The 17,991-nt window shown below is 63.9% G+C and carries 16 protein-coding genes; 9 read left to right on the forward strand and 7 right to left on the reverse strand.

The features are described from left to right. The first annotated feature begins 85 nt into the window (after positions 1-85). The 5 genes from WN72_RS05980 to WN72_RS06000 are packed head-to-tail and all read left to right on the forward strand — an operon-like array spanning position 86 to position 7,829. Complete coding sequence (locus WN72_RS05980) at positions 86-1,999, forward strand: extracellular solute-binding protein (RefSeq protein WP_027561221.1); 1,914 nt, start codon at positions 86-88, stop codon at positions 1,997-1,999. A gap of 14 nt (positions 2,000-2,013) precedes the next feature. Next, a complete protein-coding gene (locus WN72_RS05985; RefSeq protein ID WP_092216601.1) occupies positions 2,014-3,897 on the forward strand; it encodes an extracellular solute-binding protein in 1,884 nt (627 codons plus the stop codon). A gap of 2 nt (positions 3,898-3,899) precedes the next feature. Then, a complete protein-coding gene (locus tag WN72_RS05990) occupies positions 3,900-5,009 on the forward strand; it encodes a microcin C ABC transporter permease YejB (protein WP_027561219.1) in 1,110 nt (369 codons plus the stop codon). After that, a complete protein-coding gene (locus WN72_RS05995; protein WP_027561218.1) occupies positions 5,009-6,187 on the forward strand; it encodes an ABC transporter permease in 1,179 nt (392 codons plus the stop codon). The genes WN72_RS05990 and WN72_RS05995 overlap by 1 nt, the downstream gene beginning before the upstream one ends. A gap of 4 nt (positions 6,188-6,191) precedes the next feature. Then, positions 6,192-7,829 (forward strand): ABC transporter ATP-binding protein, encoded by a 1,638-nt coding sequence (locus WN72_RS06000; RefSeq protein ID WP_027561217.1) that lies wholly within the window; start codon positions 6,192-6,194, stop codon positions 7,827-7,829. A gap of 114 nt (positions 7,830-7,943) precedes the next feature. Here WN72_RS06000 and WN72_RS06005 read toward each other — a convergent pair whose 3' ends face one another. Together WN72_RS06005 and WN72_RS06010 are read right to left on the reverse strand one after the other, a co-directional pair. After that, positions 7,944-8,174, reverse strand: coding sequence for a hypothetical protein (locus WN72_RS06005; RefSeq protein ID WP_027561216.1), 231 nt, complete (start codon positions 8,172-8,174; stop codon positions 7,944-7,946). Positions 8,175-8,211: 37 nt separating this feature from the next. After that, complete coding sequence (locus WN72_RS06010; RefSeq protein WP_027561215.1) at positions 8,212-8,493, reverse strand: hypothetical protein; 282 nt, start codon at positions 8,491-8,493, stop codon at positions 8,212-8,214. 275 nt (positions 8,494-8,768) lie between these two features. On the opposite strand from WN72_RS06010, the gene WN72_RS06015 reads away from it, so the two are divergent. Continuing rightward, positions 8,769-9,023 carry a hypothetical protein gene (locus tag WN72_RS06015; RefSeq protein WP_141263098.1) on the forward strand — a complete coding sequence of 85 codons (255 nt, stop codon included), beginning with the start codon at positions 8,769-8,771 and terminating at the stop codon, positions 9,021-9,023. Positions 9,024-9,133: 110 nt separating this feature from the next. Here WN72_RS06015 and WN72_RS06020 read toward each other — a convergent pair whose 3' ends face one another. Together WN72_RS06020 and WN72_RS06025 are read right to left on the reverse strand one after the other, a co-directional pair. Further along, positions 9,134-9,976: a C40 family peptidase gene (locus WN72_RS06020; RefSeq protein WP_027561214.1), complete on the reverse strand. Its 843-nt coding sequence runs from the start codon at positions 9,974-9,976 to the stop codon at positions 9,134-9,136. Next, a complete protein-coding gene (locus tag WN72_RS06025; protein WP_092216600.1) occupies positions 9,969-11,342 on the reverse strand; it encodes a leucyl aminopeptidase family protein in 1,374 nt (457 codons plus the stop codon). Before WN72_RS06025 ends, WN72_RS06020 begins: the two co-directional genes overlap by 8 nt. Positions 11,343-11,546: 204 nt before the next feature. Here WN72_RS06025 and WN72_RS06030 point away from each other — a divergent pair, with 204 nt between their 5' ends. From WN72_RS06030 to WN72_RS06040, 3 genes are all read left to right on the forward strand, one after another. Further along, the gene (locus tag WN72_RS06030; protein ID WP_018454690.1) at positions 11,547-11,750 is read left to right on the forward strand and encodes a hypothetical protein; all 204 of its coding nucleotides are present in this window, start codon (positions 11,547-11,549) and stop codon (positions 11,748-11,750) included. A 299-nt stretch (positions 11,751-12,049) separates the two neighbouring features. After that, a complete protein-coding gene (locus WN72_RS06035; RefSeq protein ID WP_092216599.1) occupies positions 12,050-13,564 on the forward strand; it encodes a metallophosphoesterase family protein in 1,515 nt (504 codons plus the stop codon). Positions 13,565-13,657: 93 nt separating this feature from the next. Then, on the forward strand, positions 13,658-14,473 hold the full coding sequence (locus WN72_RS06040; RefSeq protein ID WP_092216598.1) for a tetratricopeptide repeat protein: 816 nt from the start codon (positions 13,658-13,660) through the stop codon (positions 14,471-14,473). Between the two features lie 56 nt (positions 14,474-14,529). Here WN72_RS06040 and WN72_RS06045 read toward each other — a convergent pair whose 3' ends face one another. From WN72_RS06045 to WN72_RS06055, 3 genes are read right to left on the reverse strand one after another with little or no spacing between them, the layout of a single operon-like run. Next, complete coding sequence (locus tag WN72_RS06045) at positions 14,530-15,507, reverse strand: type II secretion system F family protein (RefSeq protein ID WP_027561210.1); 978 nt, start codon at positions 15,505-15,507, stop codon at positions 14,530-14,532. Between the two features lie 9 nt (positions 15,508-15,516). Next, entirely contained in the window at positions 15,517-16,494 is a 978-nt protein-coding gene (locus tag WN72_RS06050) for a type II secretion system F family protein (RefSeq protein ID WP_027561209.1), read from the reverse strand. Between the two features lie 15 nt (positions 16,495-16,509). Further along, positions 16,510-17,979 carry a TadA family conjugal transfer-associated ATPase gene (locus tag WN72_RS06055; protein WP_027561208.1) on the reverse strand — a complete coding sequence of 490 codons (1,470 nt, stop codon included), beginning with the start codon at positions 17,977-17,979 and terminating at the stop codon, positions 16,510-16,512. Positions 17,980-17,991 lie beyond the last annotated feature (12 nt).

Genomic DNA, 17,991 nt, shown 5'->3' on the forward strand with positions numbered 1-17,991 from the left:
TGAGGAAAAAGCAACATATTCCGTCGAAACCTCGCCTATATTGGGACCTTAAAGGACTAGCCTCCTTCAAGACAGGACTATTGATTTGGCCATTACCCGACGCGATCTCCTGCTCACCGGCGCCGCTGCTGCCGCGCTCCCCGTTCTCGGCTCGGTCGCCGGCATTCCCGTCGTCGGCGCGGCCGAGGCGCAATCGGCAGGTGAGCTACCTTCAAATGGGGCTTGGCGCCACGCGCTGTCGCTGTTCGGAAAGGTCAAGTACCCCGCCGACTTCAAACGTTTCGACTATGTCAATCCGGAAGCGCCCAAAGGCGGCGTCGCGCGCCAGATTGCCGTCGGCACATTCGACAATTTCAACATCGTCGTCTCTGGGGTGAAGGGGCAGGTCGCTGGGGCCGTCGCGTTCATCTATGAATCGCTTCTGACGCCCGCGCTCGACGAGGTCTCGACCGAATACGGCGCGCTGGCTGAGGCCGTGAGCCATCCCGACGATTTCTCCTTCGTCACCTACCGGCTGCGGCCGGAGGCCAAATGGCACGACGGCAAGCCGGTCACCGCGGATGACGTGATCTTCTCGCTCGATTCCTTCAAGAAGCATCACCCGATGTACTCGGCCTATTACAGCCATGTGGTGAAAGCGGAGAAGGTCGGCGAGCGCGAAGTGAAGTTCGTGTTCGACGCGCCGGGCAACCGCGAGCTGCCGCAGATCGTCGGGCAGCTCACGGTGTTGCCGAAGCATTGGTGGGAGGGCACCGACGCGCAGGGCCGCAAGCGCGACGTCTCCGCGACCACGCTGGAAGTGCCGCTCGGCTCCGGCCCCTACAAGATCAAGGAATTTGTTGCCGGTCGCTCGATCGCGCTGGAGCGCGTCAAGGATTATTGGGGGCGCGACCTTGCCGCCAATGTCGGCCGAAACAATTTCGATGAGCTGCGCTACGAGTATTTCCGCGACGCCACCGTCGCCATCGAAGCGTTCAAGGCCGATCAGGTCGATTGGCGCACCGAGAACAGCGCCAAGAACTGGGCAACCGCCTACGACTTCCCGGCCGTCACCGAAAAACGCGTGATCCTGGAGGAATTCGCCAATCGCAGCTCGGGCGTCATGCAGGCCTTCGTGCCGAACCTACGTCGCGCCAAGTTCAGCGATCCTCGCGTGCGTCGTGCGCTCAACTACGCCTTCGACTTCGAGGAGATGAACAAGCAGATCTTCTACGGTCAGTACAAGCGTATCACCAGCTATTTCGACGGCATCGACGAGCTGATGGCGACCGGCTTGCCGCAAGGAAAGGAGCTCGAGATTCTCGAGACCGTTCGCGCCGAAGTCCCGCCCGAAGTGTTCACGACGGCCTATACAAATCCCGTCGGCGGCAGTCCGGAAGCCGTGCGCGATAATCTCCGCGAGGCGCTGCGCCTGTTCAAGGAGGCCGGCTACGAGGTGCGCGACCGCAAGCTGATCGACGTCAAGACCGGCGCCCAGTTCAGCTTGGAATTGCTGAATTCGGATCCGAGCTTCGAGCGGATCACGCTGTTCTACAAGCCGTCGCTGGAACGGCTCGGCATTGCCGTCAGCGTGCGAACGGTCGATCCGACCCAATACGAGAACAGGACGCGCGATTGGGATTTCGATGTCGTCACCAATTCTTGGGGCGAGTCGCAGTCGCCAGGCAACGAGCAGCGCGAGTTCTGGTCGTCCAAGACGGCCGACATCGCCGGGTCCCGCAACATCGCCGGCATCAAGAATCCGGCCGTGGACAAGCTGATCGAGCGGCTGATCTACGCCAGGGATCGCGACGATCTCGTCGCGGCAACCAAGGCGCTCGACCGCGTGCTGCTGTGGAATCACTACGTCGTGCCGCAGTGGACCTATACGAAGATACGCACCGCGCGATGGGACCGCTTCGGCCGGCCCTCGGAATTGCCCAGATACGGCCAATCCGGCTTCCCGTTCATCTGGTGGTACGACGCAGACAAGGCGGCGCGGATCGCAAAGAAATCGTGAAGGACGTTTCCCGCATGAGGCAGATGTCACGCCGCCACGTGCTGGCCCTGGGTGTCGGCACCTTGGGTGCATTCCTGGTCGGACCGCTGGCGCGCGGCGCGGCGGCGTCGGAAGGGTCGGCCGAGGCCCATGGCATCTCCGCCTTCGGCGATCTCAAATATCCCGCCGACTTCCCCCATTTCGATTATGTGAATCTGGACGCGCCGAAGGGCGGCACGTTCTCGCTCATCCCGTCGGTCCGCGCCTACAACCAGTCCTTCCAGACCTTCAACTCGCTCAACGCCTACATCCTGAAGGGCGACGGCGCGCAAGGCATGGACATGACCTTCGCGCCGCTGATGGTGCGCGCCAACGACGAGCCGGACGCGATGTACGGGCTGGCCGCCAAATCCGTGCAGATATCACAGGACAAGCTCACCTATCGCTTCACGATGCGGCCCGAGGCGAAATTCCACGACGGCAGCAGGCTCACCGCGCACGATGCGGCGTTTTCGTTGACGGCGCTGAAGACCAAGGGACATCCGCTGATCACCGTGCAGATGCGCGACATGGTCAGCGCGGAAGCTCTCGACGATGCGACGCTCGTCGTCACCTTCGCCAAGGGACGCGCGCGCGACGTGCCGCTCTATGTCGCTGGTCTGCCGATCTTCTCGAAGGCGTATTACGCGGCGCGAGCCTTCGATGAATCGACGCTGGATATTCCGCTCGGTTCGGGCCCGTACAAGGTCGGCCGGTTCGAGGTCAATCGCTACATCGAATTCGAGCGGGTCAAGGACTGGTGGGCCGCCGATCTGCCGGTTTGCCGCGGCAGCTACAATTTCGACGTCGTGCGCTACGAATTCTACCGCGACCGCGATGTCGCCTTCGAGGGTTTCACCGGCAAGAGCTATCTCTACCGCGAGGAGTTCACCGCCCGCATCTGGGCGACGCGGTATGATTTTCCGGCGGTGAAGGACGGTCGCGTCAAGATGGAGGTCGTGCCCGACGACACGCCATCCGGCGCGCAGGGCTGGTTCATCAACACGCGGCGCGACAAGTTCAAGGACCCGCGCGTGCGCGAGGCTCTGATCAATGCGTTCGACTTCGAGTGGACCAACAAGACCATCATGTACGGTGCCTATGCCCGTACCGTGTCGCCGTTCCAGAATTCGGATCTCATGGCCGGCGATGGACCGCCTTCGGCGGAAGAACTGAAGCTGCTGGAGCCGTTCCGCGGCAAGGTCCCCGACGAGGTGTTTGCTGCGCCATTCACGCCGCCGGTCACGGACGGCTCCGGGCAGGACCGCAGCCTGCTCCGCAAGGCGCAGCAATTGCTGAACGAGGCTGGCGTGCCGATCAAGGATGGCAAGCGGGTGCTGCCGAACGGCGAGCCGTTCAAGATCGAGTTCCTGCTGGACGAGCCGTCGTTCCAGCCGCACCATGCGCCGTACCTCAAGAATCTCGCGACGCTCGGCATCGAGGCCAGCGTGCGTCTCGTCGATGCGGTGCAATTCAAGGCGCGCCAGGAGGATTTCGATTTCGATATGTCGATCCAGCGCTTCAGCATGTCGGCGACGCCCGGCGATGCCATGCGCGCGTTCTTCTCCTCGCAGGTCGCGAACACCAGGGGATCATACAATCTCGCAGGCGTCGCCAGCCCTGCGATCGACGCCATGGTCGAGAAGATCATGGCCGCCGACAACCGCGAGGAGTTGACCATCGCCTGCCGCGCCTTCGATCGTCTGTTCCGGGCCGGCCGCTATTGGGTGCCGCAATGGTACAACAAGACGCACCGGCTGGCTTACTGGGACCAGTTCGGTCATCCGCAGAAGCTGCCGCGTTACGCTAACGGCGTCGGCGCCCCCGACATCTGGTGGCATGACGGCGGCAAGGCGGCCAAGCTCGATCAGGCGAAATAGTCATGAGCGCTTATATCGCCCGCCGCATCCTCTTGATGATCCCGACCCTGCTCGGGATCCTCTTCGTCTCCTTCGTCGTGGTGCAGTTCGCGCCAGGCGGCCCGGTCGAGCGCGTCATCGCGCAGCTCTCAGGTGCCGACACCGGCGGCACCTCGCGCATTTCGGGCGGGGGCGATTTTGCGCAGCGTGCACCGGGACAGCTCGGTGCAGGCGGCGATGCCATCAACTCGAAATATCGCGGCGCGCAGGGCCTCGATCCTGATTTCATCAAGAAGCTGGAAGTGCAGTTCGGTTTCGACAAGCCGGCGCCGGAACGCTTCGCCCTGATGGTGTGGAATTTCGCCCGCTTCGATTTCGGCAAGAGCTATTTCCGCGACGTCAGCGTGCTTCAGCTCATCAAGGAGAAGCTGCCGGTCTCGATCTCGCTTGGCCTGTGGCTGACGCTTCTGACCTATCTGATCTCGATCCCGCTCGGCATTCGCAAGGCCGTGAGCGACGGCGCGCGGTTCGACACCTGGACGTCGACCGTGCTCGTGCTCGGCTATGCCATTCCTGGCTTCCTGTTCGCGATCCTCCTGATCATCCTGTTTGCCGGCGGCTCGTTCTTCAACTGGTTCCCGCTGCGCGGGCTGACGTCGGATGGCTGGTCGCAGTTTCCCTGGTACTGGAAGATCATCGATTATTTCTGGCATCTGACGCTGCCGCTGATCGCCATGGGGCTGGGTGCGTTCACCACCATGACGTTCCTGACCAAGAACTCGTTCCTGGACGAGATCCGCAAGCAATACGTCATGACCGCGCGCGCCAAGGGTTGCAGTGAGAACCGCGTGCTTTACGGCCACGTCTTCCGCAACGCCATGCTGATCGTGATCGCGGGCTTTCCCGGAACCTTCATCCACGCCTTCTTTTCAGGCTCGCTCCTGATCGAGACCATCTTCTCGCTGGACGGGCTCGGGCTGCTCAGCTTCGAGAGCGTGCTCAACCGCGACTATCCCGTGGTGTTCGGCACGCTCTACATCTTTTCGCTGGTCGGACTCGTGATCAACCTGATCTCCGATCTGACCTATATGTGGATCGACCCCCGGATCGATTTCGAGGCGCGGGAGGTCTGATGACAATCACTGCACCGACGCCGATCGAGACCACGACCCAGTCTCCCCTGGGGGAGATCGTTCCGATCACGCGCAAGCCGTTCGCCCCTTCGCCGCTCAACCGGCGGCGATGGCAGAACTTCAAGGCCAACCGGCGCGGCTACTGGTCGTTCTGGATATTCATCGCGCTGTTCGTGATCTCGCTGTTCGCCGAGCTGATCGCCAACGATCGGCCCTTCCTGATCAAGTTCGACGGCCGTCTGTACTGGCCGGCCTTCGTGACTTATTCGGAAACCACCTTCGGCGGTGATTTCGAGACGGCCGCCGACTATCGCGATCCCTATTTGCAAAAACTCATCAAGGACAAGGGCGGCGTCATCGTCTGGCCGCTGATCCGCTATTCCTACGACACCCACAATCTCGATCTGCCGACCCCGGCGCCGTCGCCGCCGACCTGGATGCTGACGGAAGCGCAGTGCAAGCCGGTGGTCGAGAAGAAGGGACTGAAGAGCTGCCGCGATCTCGAATATAACTGGCTCGGCACCGACGATCAGGGCCGTGACGTGGTGGCGCGATTGATCTACGGCTTCCGCATCTCCGTGCTGTTCGGCCTTTGCCTCACCATTGTCTCATCCGTCATCGGCATTGCCGCAGGCGCGGTGCAGGGTTATTTCGGCGGCTGGGTCGATCTCATCTTCCAGCGCTTCATCGAGATATGGACGGCGATTCCCTCGCTCTATCTTCTCCTGATCCTGTCCTCGGTGCTCGTGCCGGGCTTCTTCGTGCTGCTCGGCATCCTGCTGCTGTTCTCCTGGGTCTCGCTGGTCGGTCTGGTGCGGGCCGAGTTCCTGCGCGGGCGCAACTTCGAATACATCCAGGCGGCGCGGGCGCTCGGCGTCTCCAACCCGGTCATCATGTTCCGTCACTTGCTGCCGAACGCGATGGTCGCGACCATGACGTTCCTGCCGTTCATCGTCTCCTCGTCGGTGATGACGCTGACGGCGCTCGACTTCCTGGGCTTCGGTCTGCCGCCGGGATCGCCTTCGCTCGGCGAATTGCTCTCGCAGGCCAAGGCCAATGTGCAGGCGCCATGGCTCGGCTTTTCCGGCTTCTTCTCGGTCGCGATCATGCTGTCGCTGTTGATCTTCATCGGCGAAGCCGTGCGCGACGCCTTCGATCCGCGCAAGACGTTCAGGTAAGGCCATGGACGCAATCAACCAGCCCCTGCTCAGCGTGCGCGACCTCTCGGTGGCCTTCCACCAGGGCGGCGCGACGACGCTCGCGGTCGACAAGGTCTCGTTCCAGATCAAGCGCGGCGAATGCGTCGCGCTGGTCGGAGAATCCGGCTCCGGCAAGTCCGTCAGCGCGCTCTCGATCCTGAAGCTGCTGCCTTATCCGAACGCCTCGCATCCCTCGGGCAGCATCCGCTTCAAGGGGCAGGAGCTGATCGATCAGAGCGAGCAGCAGATGCGGGAGATTCGCGGCAGCGATATCTCCATCATCTTCCAGGAGCCGATGACCTCGCTCAATCCGCTGCACACGATCGAGGCGCAGATCGGCGAGATCATCCAGCTGCACAATCCGACCAGCAATGCAGAGGCGCGCAGGCGGACGCTGGAATTGCTGACGCAGGTCGGCATTCCCGAGCCCGAGACGCGGCTGAACAGCTATCCGCACCAGCTCTCCGGCGGCCAGCGCCAGCGCGTCATGATCGCGATGGCCCTCGCCAACGAGCCTGACCTGTTGATCGCGGACGAGCCGACCACGGCGCTCGACGTCACGGTGCAGGCGCAGATCCTGGCGCTGCTCGCCGAGATCCGCGCGCGGCTCGGCATGAGCCTGCTGTTCATCACACACGATCTCGGCATCGTGCGCCGTATCGCCGACACCGTCTGCGTCATGAAGGGCGGCTTGATCGTCGAGCAGGGGCCGGTCGAGCAGGTCTTCAAGACCCCGAAGCATCCCTATACCCGTGACCTGCTCGCGGCCGAGCCGAAGCCCGATCCGGCGCCGCCGCAGCCGGCTGCGCCCGTGGTGATGTCGGCCGACGATCTCAGGGTCTGGTTTCCGATCAAGCGCGGCCTGATGCGCAAGACGGTCGGTCACATCAAGGCGGTCGACGGCGTCAGCGTTGCCGTGCGCAAGGGCGAGACGCTCGGCGTCGTCGGCGAATCCGGCTCGGGCAAGACCACGCTCGGGCTTGCACTGCTGCGGCTGATCTCCTCGAACGGCCGTATCGTCTTCCTCGGCAAGGACATCCAGGGCCTGCGTTTCAAGGAGATGCGCCCGTTCCGGCGTGACATGCAGATCGTGTTCCAGGATCCGTTCGGCTCGCTCAGCCCGCGCATGTCGGTCGCCGACATCATTGCCGAAGGCCTCTCCGTGCATCAGCCGAAGCTGTCGCGCGAGGAACGCGAGGCGCGCGTCGTCAAGGCGCTGGAGGATGTCGGGCTGAAGCCGGAGATGCGCTACCGCTATCCACACGAATTCTCCGGCGGCCAGCGTCAGCGCATCAGCATCGCGCGCGCGGTGGTGCTGGAGCCGGATTTCGTCGTGCTCGACGAGCCAACCAGCGCGCTCGACATGCTGATCCAAGCGCAGATGGTCGATCTGTTGCGCGAGCTCCAGCGCAGGCGCGAGCTCACCTACATGTTCATCTCGCACGATCTGCGCGTCGTCGCTTCGCTCGCGAGCCACCTCATCGTGATGCGTGGCGGCAAGGTGGTCGAGGAGGGGCAGGCCGCGGAACTGTTCAAGAATCCGAAGACCGATTACACGCGCGCGCTGTTCGCGGCGGCGTTCCGGCTGGAAACGGCGGGGAACGGGTCGGTCGCGACCTGATCCCAGTCATCCCGGGGTGCGCGGTAGCGCATCCCCGGGATGCGCGCTAGCGCGAACCCAGGGAACGCTTCTGCCTGCGGCCAAAGTGGGCCGCACCTATCAGATCGCGCTAATCTACGCGGCGCGTTGCTTGTCTGATTGTTCCTCGACCGTGCTCGCTGTTTTTTCCAAACCCTTTTCGTAATTGCCCGCGAACCTCTCGATACTGTCGGCCCACATCCTCAACATTGAGACCTGAAGGTTGATCATCGGTTTCAATGCATGCATGCCGATTGCAGTCGCTGCGGCGATGCGCCGTTGCGGGTCGTTGGCGAAACGGTCTTCAGTAGCGGTCTTGTCGGCCATGCTGTTCGCTCCTTTGCTCTGGTGTTATGACCTGAAGTCACCTCCCGGGTTGTGAACTGCGTGCTTCCAAACACTCGGCCAAAACCTGATCTGCCGCGAGCCGCGCACCTCGGTCGTCGTGCAATTCATCCAGCTTCTTCAGGTAGGCAACTGCGGCTATTTGCAAGAGATCGAAGTCATCTTCGCCGGTGTCGCGAAGATTGGTGATGTAGCTGTAGAGTGCGGAACGCCTGTTGTCGTTCTCGCTGATACCGCTATGGATCAGCAAGTAGTTTCGCCAAGCGAACGCACACGCGCCTTCCCTGGCTTGTGAACTCATGGGCACCTCCCAAAGCCAGAGAAAGACTGACGACGCGTTTCGTTCCGCAAACCTCTCAATTGTAACGTTGTTCCGTAGCTGCGCTGCGAGGTGGGGGCGGGATGCCTTTCGATTGCCGACTTGCTCGAATGATTCTGCATGAGTTCCCTGAAAAATGAACCTGGGGAACGCACGAGATTTGCGGTCCTCTGTGCTGGAGTGTCGCAGTCGGCTTCGCTCGAATATATCGCTATCCGCGGTAACATCCGGCCCGAGAGCTTGGCGCGGAGACGGTGATGGCCTCAAAGCTGTCTTCGGGCACTGTTGCTGCCTTGCTCCTGATTGGAGCAACGGTGATTTTGATCGCAAGTCGGCCACCCCCGTGGCTATTGCTGCTGCTTGGTTCCTTCGCACTGGCGGTGCTGTATATCGTCGCGAGAACGAGGTCGCGTTACGATCCGCTCGATCCACGTTTCGGCAGCTGCATCCCTCCGATTTCCAAGCCGAAGACCAGCGCCGGCGATGTGCCCAAGCAGCGTGGCGATGTCTGATATCGATCAGATGCGGATCCGCTTCGGGCTCAAGACCGACATGCGGCCGTATCGGTTTCAACGTCGCCTTCGGCGAGTAAAGCGGACACGGCGAACTATGAATAAAGGCCCTACAGCCGCTTGATCGCGACGACGTCGCTGCCGGCTTGCCTGATCCGCGCGAGCGCCGGCGCGATCGGCTCGATCACTGTCGCCATGTGATACGCGTTGGCGTGGACCATGGTAGTGCCGTCGCGCACGATCGCGACATGCCCCTTCCAGAAGATCAGGTCACCGCGCAGCAGGCTGCTCCGCTCGTGCGGCTCGAGCGCGCGGCCGAGGCTTGCCTGCTGCATGTCGCTGTCGCGCGGGCAGCCGATGCCGGCAGATGTCAGCGAGACCTGGACGAGGCCCGAGCAATCGATGCCAAGACTGCTCTTGCCGCCCCAGAGATAGGGCGTGCCGACGAAGCGTTCCGCGACTGCGACGAAATCCGGCTCGCGATGATCGAGCGGGACGAGATGCGCCTTCGGCAAGAAGGTCCCGTCATGCGCCACGGCAAAGCTGCCATCCTCGCGCGCAATTGCGAGCTTCGATCCCAGCACGAGCGTGGCTGATGGCGGCAGCTTGATGGAGGGGCCGGGGAAAGCCAGCGTTCGCAGCGCGTTGACCACATGGGTCGGGGCGGCCGATGGCTTGCCCAGCGCCGCATCGGGCAGCCAGCCGACATAGCCATCGCCATTGAGCTGGCCCCAGGCCCAGCCTTCGCCGTTGCGATCGTAGACCGTGACCCGCTCGCCGCGCAGCGCTTCGGTCATAAGCATTGCGCCGGATGACGGTTGCTCGCGCACCGGCGCTATCGGATCGACCACCTCGAATTCCTCGCCGGCGACGAAGCGCTTCGCCTCGACCTTGCCTTCGAGATATTTCGCGGCGAGGTCGCCCCGCGCCGGCGTCAATCGCGGATCATGCATAGCGCTCGCTCAGCACTTTGTAGATGGCGCGCGCGGCCTGGCATTCGCCGCCCTCGGGGCGCGCGGGCTTTGCCGACGGGGTCCAGCCGTAGATATCGACATGCAGCCAGCTCTTGGCGTGCTCGACGAAGCGTTGCAGGAACAGCGCGCAGGTGATCGAACCGGCAAAGCCGCCGGCTGGGGCGTTGGTGATGGTGGCGGTCTTCGAATCCAGCCACGCATCGTAAGGCGGCCACAGCGGCATCCGCCACAACGGATCGTTCTCCTTCACCGCGCAACGCGCGACGTCGGCGGCGAGCGTCTCATCATTGGTGTAAAAGGGCGGTAAATCCGGTCCCAGCGCGACGCGCGCCGCGCCGGTCAGCGTGCCCAGGTCGATCAGCAGGTCCGGCTTCTCCTCGTCGGCCAGCGCCAGCGCGTCGGCGAGCACGAGCCGGCCTTCCGCGTCGGTGTTGCCGATCTCGACCGTGATACCCTTGCGCGAGGTGAAGATGTCGAGCGGGCGGAAGGCATTGCCGGCGACCGCGTTCTCCACCGCCGGGATCAGCACGCGCAGCCGCACCTTCAGCTTGGCATCCATCACCATGCGCGCAAGCGCCAGCACGTTGGCGGCGCCGCCCATGTCCTTCTTCATGATCAGCATGCCGCTCGACGGCTTGAGATCGAGCCCGCCGGTGTCGAAGCAGACGCCCTTGCCGACCAGCGTCACTTTGGGATGCGAGGGATCGCCCCAGCCGATGTCGATCAGCCGCGGCGCGCGGCTGGAGGCCATGCCGACGGCGTGGATCAGCGGAAAACCCTTCTCCAGATCCTCGCCGAGGGTGCAGGCAAAGCTTGCACCGAACTCAGCGGCGAGGTCTTGCGCGGCCGCAGCGAGCTCCGCGGGCCCCATGTCGTTGGACGGCGTGTTGATGAGGTCGCGCGCCAGCATCGCGGCATCCGCGATGCGGGTGATCTCGGCGGCATCGACACCATCGGGCGGCACCAGCCGGACGTCGGGGCGATCGGCCTTGCGGTAGCGCGCGAAGCGGTAGCATCCCAGCGCGAAAGCGAGCGCCGCCAGCCGTGCGTCGTGCGGTGCATTGGCGAAGCGATAGGTGCCCGGCGGCAGCAGGCCGGGCAGGGCGCCAGGCCGGAATAGGTCGCGCGATCTTGCGCCGTCGTCATCGAGGCCGAACAGCACCTCCGCGATTGCGCCGTCGGGCGTCGGCAGCGCCAGATAACCGCCGGGCTTGGCGGCATAAGCGCTGGCAGTGGCGAACTGGCGTTGTGCCGGCGGCAAGCTTTCGCGCACCGCATCCCAGCTCGACTTGGTGACGAAGGTGATCGGGATGGCGGTGGACGATGTCTCGAAGACAGAAGGCATTGGCGGGTCCGGATCGTCAGATCGACAGGTCATGCGAAGGCACGAGACTTCGCAGAGTTTTGCCGTGGCCGCAATCGGCTTTGCTGTCACCGTTCAGCGAGCCGCTACTCGCCGCGAGGGGGCCATGCTAGGTTCCGGAGAGCGGCCGCCAGCTCTGCCGGGATCGCCAGCGGCCGACGACGAAGCCTGCCGGGAGGACGTGCGATGGAATTTGTGTGGAGCGTGGTCACATTCATCGGCCAGGCCGTCGAAGCGATCTTTGGCTATGTCGAGCATCATCACTGGATCTTCGCATTCCTTGCCGGCGGTTACGTCTTCTATCTCCACGACCGCTCCGTCCACGCGCGGTTCGATGCGCTCGACAAGCGCATCGACGAAATCCGCAAGCGCCTGGCCATCGAATATTGATCGGGACCGACGAAACGTTCGTCGGGCAGCTCTCGTATCTCGTGTTGAGAACTGCCGTTCACGACGGCGCAGCCGCAGGGCTTTACTAGCGCCGCGGTTGTGGCATTATTGACTAGTATTTTAGATTGTGCCGTATGTTTCTGCACGTATTGAGAGTAAGCTGGCAGCGGCACGCGTTATCTGCCCGGGTCACCCCTGCCGGGCCCGATCCCGGTCTGATCTGTTCGTCCTGAGCTCTTCGTCCAAGGCATTCTTCCGATCATTTAGGCGGCGCAGCATTCGCGAATGAGCGGCGCAAAATGGATAGATCATTCGTTATTGCGCACATCTCCGACCTGCATCTGGACGGGTCCGGCCGGCTGTTGGCGACGATCGAGACGCTCAGTGCCGCAATTCGCGAAGCGATGGCCGATGTCGCTGACGTTCCCGACCGCATCCTGCTGATCACTGGCGATCTCGTCGAGGATCCGACGCCGCGTGCGCTCGATGAAGCGCTCGCCGTCATCGCCTCGTTCCGCCAGACCGGGCTGTTCACGGACATCCAGGCCGTTGCCGGCAATCACGACGTCAAGCGCCCGAGCCAGCGTGCGGGTCGTCACGACGTCTACGACTACCTGCATCTGCCGCGGACATCGAAGAGCGTCTACTACCGCCAGGCTGGACTCGATCTGGTGCTGCTGGATTCCAACCGCGCCAGCCTCTCGAAGCTGGCGAGCGGCAATATCGACGAGAACGCCTACCACGCGCTGGTCGCCGATTCAGCCCGGCTGAGCGTCGAGCTCGCCGGCAGCATGGGCTCTGGGGGACGCGCCGATTATGCCGAGCCGGCGGAGAACCTGGTGCGCGTGCTGGCGCTGCATCACCATCCGCTGCCGCAGGCGACCGGCGAAGGAAAGCGGTTTCTCGGGGCACCCGACGAGCCGCTGATGTATCTGGCTGCGCCCGCGACCTTCCTTGAAGCTGCGACCTCGCTCAACGTCAATCTGGTTCTGCATGGCCACCGCCATGTCGAGGGACTGACGCGGTATTCAATCCTCGATCCGCGCGCCACGCGGAGCGACAGCGGCGAGGCGCTCTGGCGCACGATCTACGTGCTCTCCTGTCCGTCTTCGACCGGCCAGGCGGGCGACGATGCCGGCTTCAACATCGTCCATTTCGGCCCGTCGTCCGATGCGGGCCAGACGGCGTATCGCTTCGCGATCGCCCGCTATTCGCGGCCGCGCAACGACGGCGCGTTCGGGACGCTCGACTCCAACCTGCCTGATGGCGTCATCAGGTTGCCGCCAGGGCGGGATTTTTCGCGCGACCCTGCCGTCCAGGCGATGATCGAGATCGGCGCATACAGGACGCTGACGCGGGACCAGGTCGCAGCACTGGTCCGCCGGCTGTTGATGCGCCGCGCCTTCTACGCCGATGGCGAGGCGTCGTGGGCGAGCGCGCTCTATGTCTATCTCGTCACCTCCCATGCCTGGGCCGACCTCGCGAGCAAATTCGCGAGGTCGGGGCGTAAGCATGAGGTCGATGCGCTGGCAGCGGTGACGCTGCTGCTGCGACGGCTGATCGCGCAATCCGCCGCCGTGCTCGGCATCGACGACGATCAGCTCGATGAGCTCCGCGCCAGGCGTCTGGTCCATCGCGACGATCTTCAGCGCGAATTGCCGGGGATGCCGGGCACGGACATCGATGTCGCGGCGGAGGCACGGCAGAGGGTTCAATCCCTGCGGGACCTGAACGAACAAGTGAAGCGGCTTGGTCTGGATCTTGGTCTCGATCTGGACCTCGGCGGCGAGGCGCCACCGCAGACGCCGCCATGAGGGGCAGGGAGGCTGACGTTAACCGGCCGTTAGGGTTAACAGTCTATTGCTGACGCGTTCGGCTCGATCAATTGGCTCGAGAGTCAAAGCGTCATGCGTCAACGGTTCAGTCCTGCCCGGCTTCTCGCGTCTGCCTCGCTCATCGCGATGGTGGCGACCGGCCTCGGCGGCTGCACGGCAATGTCAAAGCTCTCCGACGTCACCGGCTCGATCGGGTCGAAGGCGGAAGCCGCGCCGCCCGCAGATCCCGTACGTGCCGTCGAGGTCTATGGCGAGCGCTACCGCGCCAATCCCAAGGATCCCGACGCGGCGCTCGCCTATGGTCAGGCCTTGCGCACCAACGGCCAACGCGCCCAGGCCGCTGCCGTGCTGGAACAGGCGACCATCGCCAATCCCGGCAACAAGGCGCTGCTCGCCCAGTACGGCCGCGCGCTCGCCGACAACGGTAATTTCCAGCAGGCCTTCGACGTGCTGTCGAAGGCGCACTCGCCCGACAATCCGGACTGGCGCCTGCTCTCGGTGCAGGGCACCGCGCTCGATCAGATGGGCCGTCACGAGGAGGCGCGCTCCTACTACGCGAGCGCGTTGAAGATCGCTCCGGGCGATCCCGGCGTGCTCTCCAATCTCGGCCTGTCCTACATGCTATCGAAGGATTTGCCCAAGGCCGAGGAGGCGCTGCGGCAGGCCTATGCCTCGCCGCGCGCCAGCAGCCGCGTGCGGCAGAACCTCGGCCTTGTCGTCGGTCTTCAAGGCCGTTTCACTGAGGCCGAGACCATCGTGAAGGCGGACCTGCCGCCGGATCAGGCCGCGGCCAACGTCGCTTATCTGAAGGACATGCTGAGCCGTAGCGATACGCCGCGCGGCGCACCGAAGCGCACGCCGGTCGCTTCGCTCAGCCAGGCCGACTGATCAAACCCGATTTTGCGATTTGAAGCCGATATGCGGGCCGCGCGCGGCCCACATATTTAGTAGTGCAGCTCGGAGATCTTGATGCCGGTCGGTCCGAGAATGACCACGAACAACACCGGCAGGAAGAACAGGATCATCGGCACCGTCAGTTTCGGCGGCAGCGCGGCGGCCTTCTTCTCGGCCTCGTTCATGCGCATGTCGCGGTTTTCCTGCGCCATGACGCGCAGGGAATGGCCGAGCGGGGTGCCGTAGCGCTCCGCCTGCTGAAGCGCGAGACAGACCGACTTGACGCCCTCGAGCCCGGTGCGCCGCGCCAGGTTCTCATAGGCGGCCTTGCGATCCTGCAAATAGGACAGCTCGGCCGTGGTCAGCGTGAACTCCTCCGACAACGCGATCGACTGGCCGACGATCTCGGTGGCGACCTTGCGGAACGCCATTTCGACCGACATGCCGGCTTCGATGCAGATCAGCAGCAGGTCGAGGGCGTCGGGAAAGGCGCGCTTGATCGAGAGCTGGCGCTTGGAGATCGCATTCCTGAGAAACAGCATTGGGGCCTGGAGGCCGAGATAGGCCGCGCCGATGCAGATGCCGATCTTGATCGGCATCGCCTGCTCCATGTGCGCGATCACGAAGACATAGATCACCGAGCCGACGAACAGCACGATCGGGGCGACCATGCGCGCGAACAGGAAGGTGATGTAGGGGGCCTGGCCGCGATAGCCCGCCATGATGAGCTTGTCGCGCGCGGCTTCCTGCGCGAGCCATTTGGTGAGGTTGAAGTCTTCGACGACCTTGGAGACGATCTGCTTCGGGGTCTGGCGCAGCGAGACCTTTTCGTTCTTGTTGAGGCGGTCGCGCTCGCGCTGCCGGATGCGTTCGCGCTCGCTCGCCACCGCCTTCATGCGCTTGGAGAGGCCCTCGCCGGCGAACAGCGGCATCACCAGCGTGTACACGGTGGCGCTGGCGGCGATGGCCGCCAGCAGCATGGTCATGAAGTGCGCGTCATGCAGTTTCGTAATGAGGAAGTCGACCATGGGGCACCGTCAGAAGTCGAAATTGATCATCTTCTTCATCACCATGATGCCGATCGACATCCAGATGACGCAGCAGACCAGCATGAACTGGCCGGTCGGATGGGTCCAAAGCAGGGAGATGTATTGCGGCGTCGTGAGATAGACGAGGAACATCACGATCGGCGGCAGCGAGCCGATGATGCCGGCGGAGGCCTTGGCTTCCATCGACATCGCCTGAATCTTCTCCTTCATCTTCTTGCGGTCGCGCAGCACCTTGGAGAGGTTGCCGAGCGCTTCGGAGAGGTTGCCGCCCGACTTCTGCTGGATCGATACCACGATGCCGAAGAAATTGGCTTCCGGCAGCGGCATGCGCTCGTAGAGCCGCGAGCAGGCCTCGCCAAGCGGCATGCCGATCGCCTGCGTCTCGATGATGGCGAGGAACTCGCTGCGCAGCGGCTCCGGCGAGTCGGCGGCGACGACCTTGATCGATTCGAATAGCGGCAGGCCCGCCTTGATGCCGCGTACGATGACGTCGACCGCATCGGGCAACGCCTGCAGAAACTTGGTTTCGCGGCGCTTCTTCAGGAAGCCAAGCGCCCAGCGTGGCAGGCCGAGGCCGGCGGCAAAGGCGAGGCCGCTGGCGCCGAGCAGACCGCCGCCGCCGAACATAACGGCGGCGAAGCACACGGCCGCCACGATGCCGGAGACGATCCAGAATTTCTGCGGTGTCCAGTCTAGCCCCGCCTGCGACAGGCGGACGCTGAGCGAGGCGCTCTTCTCCTGAAGGCGCCGGGCCTCGAGATCCTTGAGCGTGGACTCCACCTGCTCGCGGCGCGAGCGTTGCGTTTTCTCGGCCTGGCGCGCGGTCGGCGCCTCGGCGCGCGCGATCGAGGCACGGCGGCTTTCGGCCTTTCGTTCCCCCGACAGCAGCGGATAGAGGAAGACCCAGGCGATGCCGCCGACGGCGGCGGTGGCGAGGAAGGCGAGGGCGAGGACCTGCATGTTCATGGCGCGCTGACCTGCTTACGTCTTCGGCGCCACTTCCGCAGCGTCAAGCGCGGCGGCAAGGCGCTTCTCGTCGCCATAGTAGCGGGCTCGCTCCCAGAACTTCGGGCGGCCGATGCCGGTCGAGCGGTGCCGGCCGATGATCTTGCCGTTGGCGTCCTCGCCGACCATGTCGTAGAGGAAGATGTCCTGGGTGATGATGGTGTCGCCTTCCATGCCCATCACCTCGGTGATGTGGGTGATGCGGCGCGAGCCGTCGCGAAGACGCGCGGCCTGGATGATAACGTCGATCGAGGCGCAGATCATCTCGCGAATGGTTCGCGAAGGGAGGGAGAAGCCGCCCATCGTGATCATGGATTCGCAGCGCGACAGCGCCTCGCGCGGGTTGTTGGCGTGCAGCGTGCCCATCGAGCCGTCATGGCCGGTGTTCATGGCCTGGAGCAGGTCGAACGCCTCGGGTCCGCGGACCTCGCCGACGATGATGCGTTCGGGGCGCATACGCAGGCAGTTACGCACCAGTTCGCGCATGGTGACCTGGCCCTCGCCCTCGATGTTGGGCGGGCGGGTTTCCAGCCGCACCACATGGGGCTGCTGGAGCTGGAGCTCGGCGGCGTCCTCGCAGGTGATGACGCGCTCGTCGTGCTCGATGTAGTTGGTGAGGCAGTTGAGCAGCGTAGTCTTGCCCGAGCCGGTACCGCCAGAGATCAGCACGTTGCAGCGGACGCGGCCGATGATCTGGAGGATCTCGGCGCCCTCCGGCGAGATCGCGCCGAACTTGACGAGCTGATCCAGCGTCAGCTTGTCTTTCTTGAACTTGCGGATGGTGAGTGCGGGCCCGTCGATCGACAGCGGCGGCACGATGGCGTTGACGCGGGAGCCGTCGGCGAGACGCGCGTCGCAGATCGGCGAGGATTCGTCGACGCGCCGGCCGACCTGGCTGACGATGCGCTGGCAGATGTTGAGCAGCTGCTGGTTGTCGCGGAAGCGGATGCCGGTGCGCTGGATCTTGCCGCCGACCTCGATGTAGACGGTGTTGGCGCCGTTCACCATGATGTCGGCGATGTCGTCGCGCGACAGCAGGGGCTCGAGCGGGCCGTAGCCGAGCACGTCGTTGCAGATGTCGTCGAGCAGCTCTTCCTGCTCGGCGATCGACATCACGATGTTCTTGATCGCGATGATCTCGTTGACGATGTCGCGGATTTCCTCGCGCGCGGATTCGGAATCGAGCTTGGCGAGCTGGGCCAGGTCGATGGCCTCGATCAGCGCGCCGAAGATGGTGGCCTTGACCTCGTAATAATTGTCCGAGCGGCGGCTCTCCATCGGAGGCGGCGGCGGGGCCTTGATCGGGGCGAGCGGCGGCGAGGCGACCGCCGGCGGAGGTGGCGCGCGCGACACCGTCGGCGCCGGAGCCGGGGTCGGCTCTGGCGACACGGCACCGGGCTTGGGGGCCCGAAGGTCGGTGTCTGTTCCGCTACGCTTACCGAACACTTAACGACTCCA

The organism is Bradyrhizobium arachidis, from assembly GCF_015291705.1.
GTDB classification, from domain to species: Bacteria; Pseudomonadota; Alphaproteobacteria; order Rhizobiales; family Xanthobacteraceae; genus Bradyrhizobium; species Bradyrhizobium arachidis.

Excerpts from the sequence above, each read along its gene's own strand:
- WN72_RS06045 (WP_027561210.1), bottom strand. The coding sequence starts at position 15,507 with ATGGTCGACTTCCTCATTACGAAACTGCATGACGCGCACTTCATGACC.
- WN72_RS06040 (WP_092216598.1), top strand. The coding sequence starts at position 13,658 with ATGCGTCAACGGTTCAGTCCTGCCCGGCTTCTCGCGTCTGCCTCGCTC.
- WN72_RS06015 (WP_141263098.1), top strand. The coding sequence starts at position 8,769 with ATGGCCTCAAAGCTGTCTTCGGGCACTGTTGCTGCCTTGCTCCTGATT.
- WN72_RS05990 (WP_027561219.1), top strand. The coding sequence starts at position 3,900 with ATGAGCGCTTATATCGCCCGCCGCATCCTCTTGATGATCCCGACCCTG.
- WN72_RS06020 (WP_027561214.1), bottom strand. The coding sequence starts at position 9,976 with ATGCATGATCCGCGATTGACGCCGGCGCGGGGCGACCTCGCCGCGAAA.
- WN72_RS06000 (WP_027561217.1), top strand. The coding sequence starts at position 6,192 with ATGGACGCAATCAACCAGCCCCTGCTCAGCGTGCGCGACCTCTCGGTG.
- WN72_RS06010 (WP_027561215.1), bottom strand. The coding sequence starts at position 8,493 with ATGAGTTCACAAGCCAGGGAAGGCGCGTGTGCGTTCGCTTGGCGAAAC.
- WN72_RS05985 (WP_092216601.1), top strand. The coding sequence starts at position 2,014 with ATGAGGCAGATGTCACGCCGCCACGTGCTGGCCCTGGGTGTCGGCACC.
- WN72_RS06025 (WP_092216600.1), bottom strand. The coding sequence starts at position 11,342 with ATGCCTTCTGTCTTCGAGACATCGTCCACCGCCATCCCGATCACCTTC.
- WN72_RS06050 (WP_027561209.1), bottom strand. The coding sequence starts at position 16,494 with ATGAACATGCAGGTCCTCGCCCTCGCCTTCCTCGCCACCGCCGCCGTC.
- WN72_RS06035 (WP_092216599.1), top strand. The coding sequence starts at position 12,050 with ATGGATAGATCATTCGTTATTGCGCACATCTCCGACCTGCATCTGGAC.
- WN72_RS06030 (WP_018454690.1), top strand. The coding sequence starts at position 11,547 with ATGGAATTTGTGTGGAGCGTGGTCACATTCATCGGCCAGGCCGTCGAA.
- WN72_RS05995 (WP_027561218.1), top strand. The coding sequence starts at position 5,009 with ATGACAATCACTGCACCGACGCCGATCGAGACCACGACCCAGTCTCCC.
- WN72_RS06005 (WP_027561216.1), bottom strand. The coding sequence starts at position 8,174 with ATGGCCGACAAGACCGCTACTGAAGACCGTTTCGCCAACGACCCGCAA.